Origin of the sequence: Streptomyces oryzae, from assembly GCF_017676365.1 — a bacterium.
In the GTDB taxonomy this organism is placed as follows: domain Bacteria; phylum Actinomycetota; class Actinomycetes; order Streptomycetales; family Streptomycetaceae; genus Streptomyces; species Streptomyces oryzae.
The window spans coordinates 22,734-31,608 of the sequence record NZ_JADKMA010000075.1 but is presented as its reverse complement, the minus strand read 5'-3'; the positions used below and the strand labels follow the sequence as shown (position 1 = coordinate 31,608).

General features: G+C 70.8%; 10 protein-coding genes and 1 pseudogene. 3 read left to right on the top strand and 8 right to left on the bottom strand.

Going from position 1 to position 8,875, the window contains the following annotated elements:
* The 5 genes and pseudogenes from ITI46_RS16520 to ITI46_RS16500 all read right to left on the bottom strand — a co-directional run.
* Positions 1-376 (bottom strand): annotated as a pseudogene (locus ITI46_RS16520) (class E sortase); the annotation flags it as partial.
* Positions 373-1,044 carry an aminodeoxychorismate/anthranilate synthase component II gene (locus ITI46_RS16515; protein ID WP_209240323.1) on the bottom strand — a complete coding sequence of 224 codons (672 nt, stop codon included), beginning with the start codon at positions 1,042-1,044 and terminating at the stop codon, positions 373-375. The gene ITI46_RS16515 and the pseudogene ITI46_RS16520, both read right to left, overlap by 4 nt.
* On the bottom strand, positions 1,041-1,250 hold the full coding sequence (locus ITI46_RS16510) for a hypothetical protein (protein ID WP_209240325.1): 210 nt from the start codon (positions 1,248-1,250) through the stop codon (positions 1,041-1,043). The genes ITI46_RS16515 and ITI46_RS16510 overlap by 4 nt, the downstream gene beginning before the upstream one ends.
* Positions 1,251-1,337: 87 nt before the next feature.
* Positions 1,338-2,120 (bottom strand): class E sortase, encoded by a 783-nt coding sequence (locus ITI46_RS16505; RefSeq protein WP_209240322.1) that lies wholly within the window; start codon positions 2,118-2,120, stop codon positions 1,338-1,340.
* A 26-nt stretch (positions 2,121-2,146) separates the two neighbouring features.
* On the bottom strand, positions 2,147-2,884 hold the full coding sequence (locus tag ITI46_RS16500; protein WP_209240321.1) for a DUF881 domain-containing protein: 738 nt from the start codon (positions 2,882-2,884) through the stop codon (positions 2,147-2,149).
* A gap of 102 nt (positions 2,885-2,986) precedes the next feature.
* On the opposite strand from ITI46_RS16500, the gene crgA reads away from it, so the two are divergent.
* Positions 2,987-3,250 (top strand): cell division protein CrgA, encoded by a 264-nt coding sequence (crgA, locus tag ITI46_RS16495; protein ID WP_209240320.1) that lies wholly within the window; start codon positions 2,987-2,989, stop codon positions 3,248-3,250.
* A 242-nt stretch (positions 3,251-3,492) separates the two neighbouring features.
* On the opposite strand, the gene ITI46_RS16490 is transcribed toward crgA, so the two are convergent.
* Both ITI46_RS16490 and ITI46_RS16485 read right to left on the bottom strand, forming a co-directional pair.
* The gene (locus tag ITI46_RS16490; protein ID WP_209240319.1) at positions 3,493-4,392 is read right to left on the bottom strand and encodes a rhomboid family intramembrane serine protease; all 900 of its coding nucleotides are present in this window, start codon (positions 4,390-4,392) and stop codon (positions 3,493-3,495) included.
* A 156-nt stretch (positions 4,393-4,548) separates the two neighbouring features.
* Entirely contained in the window at positions 4,549-5,076 is a 528-nt protein-coding gene (locus ITI46_RS16485) for a peptidylprolyl isomerase (protein WP_209240318.1), read from the bottom strand.
* 213 nt (positions 5,077-5,289) lie between these two features.
* Here ITI46_RS16485 and ITI46_RS16480 point away from each other — a divergent pair, with 213 nt between their 5' ends.
* Entirely contained in the window at positions 5,290-6,039 is a 750-nt protein-coding gene (locus tag ITI46_RS16480) for a DUF5324 family protein (protein ID WP_209240317.1), read from the top strand.
* 55 nt (positions 6,040-6,094) lie between these two features.
* On the opposite strand, the gene ITI46_RS16475 is transcribed toward ITI46_RS16480, so the two are convergent.
* Positions 6,095-6,568: an STAS domain-containing protein gene (locus tag ITI46_RS16475; RefSeq protein ID WP_209240316.1), complete on the bottom strand. Its 474-nt coding sequence runs from the start codon at positions 6,566-6,568 to the stop codon at positions 6,095-6,097.
* 228 nt (positions 6,569-6,796) lie between these two features.
* Between ITI46_RS16475 and ITI46_RS16470 the strand changes: the two genes are divergently transcribed.
* Positions 6,797-8,851: an ATP-binding protein gene (locus ITI46_RS16470; protein ID WP_209240315.1), complete on the top strand. Its 2,055-nt coding sequence runs from the start codon at positions 6,797-6,799 to the stop codon at positions 8,849-8,851.
* Positions 8,852-8,875 lie beyond the last annotated feature (24 nt).

Here is an 8,875-nt window from a genome sequence, read left to right as displayed (position 1 = left end):
GATGCTGGGGCTCTGCGTAGGGCTGCTCGTACGCCTCATACGCATTGGGCCCCGGCGGCGCGTACCAGGCGGGCTCCTGCCCCGTGTACTCCTGCTCCGCGTACCAAGCGGGCTCCTGGTCCGCAGCGGCTCCGTACAGGGCGTCGGCGGCCACAGGACCCGGCCCGGGCTGGGCCTGAGGCGGGGGCTGTGGGGCCTCCGGCCGGGGCTGCTGCTGGGGCCGGGGCTGGGTCGGCTGCTGGGCCTGCTGGGGCTGCTGCTGGCCCGGGAGCGGGTCGTTGAGCGGGTCGGCGAGGGCATCGACGGCCGCACGGTACGGGTCGTACCCGGAACCGTGCTCTCCCCCGGGGTGCGCCTCCCCCTGGCCGGTCGTCACCCGGTGACCGTCCCGAATCCGGCTCCGCGCGGCACCCCCAGCCCCGCGGAGCGCTCCACGGCCCCGGTGTCCCCGCACCGCACCAGCCAGTTGGCCAGCATCCGGTGCCCGCCCTCGGTGAGTACGGACTCGGGGTGGAACTGCACGCCCTCGACAGGCAGCTCGCGATGGCGCAGCCCCATCACCAGGTCGGCGCCATCGACCGCCTCGCCACCGGGCGCCGTCCAGGCGGTCAACTCCAGCTCGGCCGGGAGTGTGCCGCGTACGGCCAGCGAGTGGTAGCGCGTCGCGGTGAAGGGCGAGGGCAGCCCGGCGAAGACGCCGGCGCCCTCGTGGGAGACCACCGAGGTCTTGCCGTGCAGCAGTTCGGGGGCCCGGTCGACAACTCCGCCGTAGGCGACGGCCATCGACTGCATGCCCAGACAGACCCCGAAGACGGGGATCTCCCGGGCCGCACAGTGCCGCACCATGCTGATGCAGACCCCGGCCTCCTCGGGCGCGCCTGGGCCTGGGGAGAGGAGTACGCCGTCGAAACTGTCCTCGGCGTGCTCCGGCTCGACCTCGTCGTTGCGCACCACCTCGCAGGTGGCGCCGAGTTGGTAGAGGTACTGGACGAGGTTGAAGACGAAGCTGTCGTAGTTGTCGACAACCAGGATGCGGGCGCTCACGCCGTACCTCCGGCGACCGTGGCGGCAATCCCGGTGGCCCGGCCGGCCGCGCCGTCCACCGTCACATCGTTGAACGGCATCAGCGGCTCCGCCCACGGAAAGACGTACTGGAAGAGCAGAAAGACGACCCCGACCACCAGCACCAACGAAATCAGTGCGCGTACGTACACGTTGCCCGGCAGATGCCGCCAGATCCAGCCGTACATCCCGCGATGCCGTCCTCTCTCCTCCCGCGCCACACCGGGCACGCGTGCCGTTCGGCTCACCCAAGAGTACGGCGTCAGAGTACGGCCTCAGTCCTGGAGCGCGTCCGGCTTCCCCTCACTCGCCGGCCGGGTGGCGTCCAGGCGGGCCCAGGCGATCAGCCGGTGGCTGCTGCCCCACTCCGGATCGCAGGTCGTGAGGGTGAGGTAGCGGCCCGGCCGGTCGAAGGGGGTGGCGGCCTTGTTGACCGGCGCGGGCACGGAATCGAGCACTCCGGTGTCGCTGGGCAGGGTGCGGTACGGGCGCCGGGTGAGCGTGTAGGTGTACCAGGTGTCACCGTCGGTGACGTACACACGGTCGCCGGGGCGCAGCGTGGGGAAGTCCTTGAACGGGTCGCCGTAGGTGCGGCGGTGTCCGGCCACGGCGAAGTTGCCCCGCTGTCCGAGGCCCGCGGTGCGGGAGTAGTGGCCCAGTCCCTTGCGCAGGGTCGTCGCGCGGGTGTTCTCCAGGACGGGCCGGGACCAGCCGCGGCCGAAACGGGGGATGTACATGACGGCGAAGGAGCTGCCGCTCCGGTAGCCGGTGCCTGCCGTGCTCCGGCCGGGAGCGCCGGTGCCACCCTCCGCCTGTGGCCGGCCGTGCTGCGGGGTGCCGTCCGGGCCGGCGCCCGTGCCGCCGGGTTCGCCGTCGTCCGGGCCGCCGCCGACGGGCCCCGACGACCACTGCTTCTGGAGCCGGGCGATCTCGTCGTCGGCCGCGCTGTCGGCGCGCAGCCCGGTCCAGTAGAGGAGGTGGACGACGAAGAGCACGATCAGGATGCCGACGGTGATGCACAGCTCGCTGAGGCTTCGTACGACCACTCGTAACGCCACGCCGTCTCACTCCCGCACAGTCACGGTCACTCCAGGGGCTTGGCCTGCCGGAGATCCACTGTGCCGGAGTAGCCGGGAAGAGTCAGTGCCTTGTGCTCCTCGACTTTCCAGCCGAGGCCGTAGGCGTCCACGTATTCGAGGTAGTTGCGGATGGCGGGTGCCTTGTCGAGGGCGGTGCGCAGCTTCTCGCGGTCGCCGACGGCGCTGACCTTGTAGGGCGGCGAGTAGACCCGGCCCTGCAGGATCAGGGTGTTGCCGACGCACCGCACGGCGCTGGTGGAGATCAGCCGCTGGTCCATGACCCTGATCCCCTTGGCCCCGCCCTGCCAGAGCGCGTTGACCACGGCCTGGAGGTCCTGCTGGTGGATGACCAGATCGTTGGGTTCGGGGTCGGGAAGCCCGGGGACCTTGGCGGTGGCGTTGCTGGGGGCGTCGTCGAGGGTGACGGTCAGCCCCTGCCCGGAGAGCTTCTTGAGGCCGGCCTGCTTCTCCAGCGCGCGGAGCCTGCGGTCCTGGTCCTTGGTGCTGCCGTCGTCGCGCCTGGCGAGTCCGTCGACCTGGCGGCGGAGGGAAGCGGCCTGGCTGTCGAGCTCGGCGTTCTGTCTGCTGCGCTCCTGGATCAGGTCGGAGAGCCGCAGCATGGAGCCGTCGCTGCGGATGTTCGTCCCTTGCGCCGTGTTGAAGCTGACCCAGAAGATGAGGCCCGCGAGGGCGAAGACGCCTATCGCGGCCAGCCGTGCAGGCCGGATCAACGATTTGATCACCGTACCCTTGTCTCCCTCCGCCCTGGGAAAGCACTACGCTAACGGACCACCGTTTCCGTGGGCCGTACGGCGGTCAGCAGAGCATCGACAGGAGAGACTCTCGTGCCGAAGTCACGTGTCCGGAAGAAAGCGGACTTCACGCCCCCGCCGGAGAAGAAGGCCACCAAGATCGACCTGAGCGGCGGCGGTGGGCGCCGCTGGGTGGCCCCGCTGATGCTGGCGATGTTCGGGATCGGCCTCGCCTGGATCGTGGTGTTCTATGTCACCAACAACTCGCTCCCGGTCGAGGCGCTGGGCAACTGGAACATCGTGGTCGGGTTCGGCTTCATCGCGACCGGCTTCGTCGTCTCCACGCAGTGGAAATAGGAGTTATCCACAGGCTGATCCACAGCCTTGGAAAACTCACAAGATCTGTGGATAACTTTCTGCGCGTTGACGCCGATGTGATCGCGCGGACCCCGTGGACGGCCCTGCTCGGCCGAGCAACCGCAAGGGAAACGCACACCTGAGCGAAGGCGGACCCGTACGGGCCACACCGTGCACAGGTGTCCGTACTTGCTGTGGACAACCGGCACGGGAGCGCCCCTGCCCGGGGCGGTCGCCCGGCATCAGCCGAGCTGCATCGTCCGGACGACCAGCAGCACCACGATCAGCGCCAGCACCAGCGCGCCGGCACCGACCTGCACCAGCACCCGGTGCCCCCGGGGCGCATGCACCATGGCGTAAGCCAGCAGTATCCCGGCGACCAGGCCGCCGACGTGCGCCTCCCAGGCGATGTTCTTCCAGGTGAAGGTGAAGACCAGGTTGATCGCCAGGAGGATCAGGATCGGCCGCATGTCGTAGCGCAGCCGCCGCATCAGCACGGCCATCGCGCCGAACAGCCCGAAGATCGCACCGGAGGCGCCCAGCGACGCCTGCTGCGGCGCCGCCAGCAGATAGGTGAGCGCGCCGCCGGCGAGCCCGGAGAGCAGATACAGCGCCAGGAACCGCACCCGGCCCAGCGCAGCCTCCAGCGGCGGGCCCAGGAACCACAGTCCGAGCATGTTCATCGCGATGTGCCAGATCTCCTGGTGCAGGAACATCGAGGTCAGCAGGCGGTACCACTGTCCCTCGGCGACGCCCTCCAGCGGGCCGTACGGCTCGGTCACCGCCTGACCGAACAGCAGCAGCTCGTCCAGCAGCCGGTCGCCGACCGCGAGCACCGCGATGAAGACGGCGACGTTGATGCCCACCAGCACCTTGGTGATCAGCCGGGGGTCCGCCGTGACATGGCCGCCGGCCACCGTCCTGGGCCGGTTGGCGCCCGGCCGGTGTCCGGTCCCCGAACCGGACCTGACGCACTCGGGGCACTGGAACCCGACGGAGGCCGGCACCATGCACTCGGGGCAGATCGGCCGCTCGCAGCGGGTGCAGGTGATGCCCGTCTCCTGATCGGGGTGCCGGTAGCAGTGCTTCGGCTCCGGTCTGCCGCCCCCCGGCTGAGGCGAGTGCCCGCCCTTCTCCTCCATTGGGTCCCCTCCCACATTCCTTCCGCCGGTACGGCGGCCACCACGCCGGTGCGAGACCGGCCACCACGCCGGTGCCGAACCGGCGGCACACCCGTGCGAGACCGGCGGCACCGGCGACGTCTCAGCCTGGGACGACGCCGGTTCCGCCGGACGCGGTCACTGCCGCTCGATGACGACGGACTCCAGCACGACGTCCTGGAGCGGACGGTCGGTGCGGGGGTTGGTCTGGGTGTTGCTGATCTTGTCAACCACCTCCTGGCCGGCCTTGTCGGTGACCTCGCCGAAGATGGTGTGCTTGCCCGTCAGCCAGCTGGTGGCGCCGACGGTGATGAAGAACTGCGATCCGTTGGTGCCCGGGCCCGCGTTGGCCATGGCCAGCAGGTACGGCTTGGTGAAGGCGAGATCGGGGTGGATCTCGTCGCCGAACTCATAGCCGGGGCCGCCGGTGCCGTTGCCCAGCGGGTCCCCGCCCTGGATCATGAATCCGCTGATCACCCGGTGGAAGACGGTGCCGTCGTACAGCTTCGCCGTGGTCTTCTCACCCGTCTCCGGATTCGTCCATTCGCGGGAGCCCTCCGCGAGCTCGACGAAGTTCTTGACCGTCTTCGGCGCGTGGTTCGGGAAGAGCTGAACGCGGATGTCGCCGTGGTTGGTCTTCAGGGTGGCGTGGAGTTGCTCGGCCACGATCTACCTTCCATCTGTCTGCATTGACTGACCCGATCCTCCCACGGACGCTTGAGGGTGCGGCTGACCCGGATGCCGACCGGGAGATGCCGGGCAGAGCACAGGCAGGCATGATCTTCGCAACAGGTGGAAAAACGACTTCCTGTCCTCCGTCGCCGGAGAGGCTGCCGGAGAGACCGCACTTGAGTCATGAGCCACCGAGGAGGAGGAACCGTGACCGCCAGGAAAAGCGTGCGCGCTGCGACCGGCACCGCCAAGGAGAGCGTGCGCCACGCCGCGGAGCTGGTGAAGCCCCATGCGGGCCAGGCCAGGGACACCGCGGCGCGCTACGCACAGGAGGCGAGTGCGCGGCTCGGGCCCAAGGTCTCCAAGGCCGCCGAGCAGGCCCGCCACTCCGCCCGCGAAGGATACGAACACCATGTCGGCCCCCGGGTCGCCCAGGCTCGTGACACCCTCCCTCCCGAGTTCGAGGAGGCTGCAGGCCGCGCGGCCCGGCGCACCCGCAAGGCGGCGCGCAAGGCGGCCCGCAAGACGGCGGCCTACGCGGGCCCGCGGATCGAGAGCGCGGTCTCGGAGGCGCGCGCCGCCGCCGGGCCGGCCCGGCAGGAAGCGGCACAGCGCGGGGCGGCCGCCGTGGCCGCGCTGCGCGGCCAGGTGACGGTGGAGGAGATCGAGAAGCTCTCGCGCCGCCGCAGCAGGCGCTCCCGCGCCGGCCGGTTCATCTGGCGTGCCGGCCTGGTCGGGCTGGTGGCGGGCGGCGCCTATGCCGCCTGGCGCTGGTGGGACCGGCAGGCGAACCCGGACTGGCTGGTCGAGCCGCCGGCCGCCACGGAGGTCGGCGATCGGGCGTCGCTCTCAAGTGTGAACGGCTCGCCCGCCGAGAGCGGCGAAACCGATCTCGATCCGGAGGTCAAGGCCAAGCAGGAGGACGCGGAGTCCGAGAACGGACACAAGAAGAAGTAAGAACAGCCACAAGAAGAAGTAGCTGCCAGCGGTTCCGTCGTGGGCGCCGGTGACGTCAGGGGGCGGGAGACCCGGCTCTCCCGCCCCCTGCCGCACCGTCCGGCGAGGGCACCGGGACCAGCACGTCCGACAGCCCTGTGATCTGCAACAGCCGCAGCACCCGTGGGTCGACGCACACGAGGGTGAAGGTGCCGCCGCTGGCCAGCACCCGGGAGCGGATGTCCACGAGGAGGGCCAGGCCGCTGCAGTCGATGAAGGTGACGGGCCGCAGATCGGCGACGAGGTGCGGGGCGGGGGCCGTGGTCAGCGCGAACAGCTGGGGCGTGGTGTCCAGCACCACGGCCAGGTCGATCTCGCCGCGCAGCTCGACCACCGTACGGCCGTCTTCGGTGCGGGTGAGCACCGTGCCGGCCGGGCCCTCTTCCTCGTTGGCGGCATCCACAGCCCAGCGTGCCTCGCCCGCGCCCCAGGGCTCCTCTCGTTCGGGGGAGGACAGCCTGCGGCCGCTCTCGTCCGGGTGCGGTGCCATCGGTGCCCTCACGTATGACCTTGTGACGGTAGGAGTCCGGGGAAATCGGCCCGTAAGCATAGGCAGGGGCCTTGGGGGTGGCGCTGCGCCACCCCTGCATCGTCACTCGAACGAGTGTAAAAACCCAATTCTGCTTGCGAGTTGACGCTTCACTCTCACGAGTTCTTCGCATTCGGAGAAATCCGGGAGTAGCGGATTACGGGCCCACCGGCCGTGAAGACTGAAGCTGTGCAGCAGCAGAACATCCCTGAGGAAACCAGCTCTTTCGTCGGCAGAACGGCCGAACTGGCACAGCTGACCGGAGCGCTCAGGAAGCACCGATTGGTGACCCTCGTCGGCGGAGCCGGAGTGGGGAAGTCCCGGCTCGCACTGCGCGCCGTGAGCGCCGCGCTGACCGAGCAGACCTGGAGCATCTACTGGGCCGACCTGTGGCCGTTGCGCAGCGACGAACTGCTCGCCGCCACAGTGGCCGACGCCCTCGGTCTGTCCGACCACACCCCGCGGATACCGCTGGACGCGCTGTGCGGCTGGGTGGCCGACCGTACGGTGCTCCTGGTCCTCGACTCCTGCGAGCACCTGGTGCCGCACTGCCGCCACTTGATCGGCGAACTGCTGACCGCCTGCCCGAACCTGACGGTGCTGGCCACCAGCCGGGAGCCGCTCGGCGTGGTCTGCGAGGCCGTAGTGCCCGTACCGCCGCTCGCGCTCGCCACCGAGGCGGTGACGCTCTTCGAGCAGCGTGCCGAAGCCGCCGCCAGGCCGCTGCACGAGGCGGACGACCAGCTGCTGGCAGCCCAGCTGTGCTCCCGCCTCGAAGGCGTTCCGCTCGCCCTGGAGCTGGCCGCCGCACAGCTCAACCACCGCACGCTGGCCGAGACGGTGGAGCGGGTACGCTCCGGTCTCGACCTGCCCCAGGAGGCGGCGCAGCCCGCCGACAGCCTGCGGCGGCCCGCACGGCACAGCGCGGTACGTACGGCGGTGGGCTGGAGCCACGAGCTGTGCCGCCCCACCGAACGGCTGCTGTGGGCCCGGCTGACCGTCTTCCCCGGCAGCTTCGACGCCGACCTGGCCGAACGGACCTGCACCGGCGGCCCGTTGACCCGCGACGAGCTGCGCGTCTGCCTGGCCGGGCTGGTGCACAAGTCGGTCGTCATGGCCGAGGGCGGCTGCTACCGGCTGCTGGACACCATCCGCGAGTACGGCCGGATGTGGCTGCGGGAGCTGGGCGAGACCGAGCACGTCGCGGCACGGCACGCCACCGCGGTCGTGGAGCTGTCCAGGCAGGCGCGCACCGAATGGCTCGGAGCGCGCCAGCAGTCCTGGTACGGGCGGCTGGAGGACCTCTACCACGACGTGCGGGAGGCGTTGCGGTTCCTGCTGGGCGCACACCCCGCCGCGGCCCTGGAACTGGCCGGGAATGTGGCGTTCTTCTGGGTGTGCTGCGGCCATCTGTACGAGACTCACCACTATCTGGAGCTCGCGCTGGCCTGCACCGACGGGTCGAGCGAGGCACGGGCGCGCGGCCTGTGGTCGCTGGGCCTGGCCAGGCTGCTGCAGGGGGACCACGAGGCGGGCCGCACCTTCGCCGAGCTGAGCAGGCAGGCGGCCACCGACAGGGGCGACGATGAGGGGGTGCGCCAGGCCGCCTACCTGGATGGCCTTGCCGCACTGCTGACCGGCCGCCCGCTGGCGGCCCTTGCGACGGCCGAGGCGGCGCTGCGGGACGCGGACGGCAAGGAGCGCCGCACGGCCACTTTCGGCGGCGCCCTGTGCCGTCTGGTGCGGGTGTTCGCGCTGACCGGCGCGAACCGGCTGCAGGAAGCACGCCGCGAGGCCGAGGCGCTGCGCCAGGAGTGCGTACGGCTCGGGGAGTTCTGGACCCGCTCGTACACCGACTACCAGCTGGCCCTGATCGCGCTGTTCGAGGGCCGCGTGGCCGCGGCGGGTGCGCACGCGCGGGACATGCTCGACGCCAAGCGGCGCATCGGGGACCGCTTCGGCCTCGCTCTCGGCCTGGAACTGCTGGCCGTCTCCTGGGCCCAGCAGAACGAGCCGGAGCGGGCAGCGCTCGCCTACGGTGCGGCGGCACTGCACTGGAAGATCGTGGGGCACCCGCAGCGCGGCACGCCCGAGGTGGCCCCACTGCGCGACGAGGGCCAGGCCATGGCCCGGGCGCAGCTGGGCGACGCCGCGTACGAGGCGCTGTTCCACAGCGCGCAGCACGCCGACCGCGACCGCGTGGTGGCCTGGGCGACCAGCCCCGCCCCGGAGCCACACCTGTGACGTGCCCGGTAAGGAGCGCGGTCG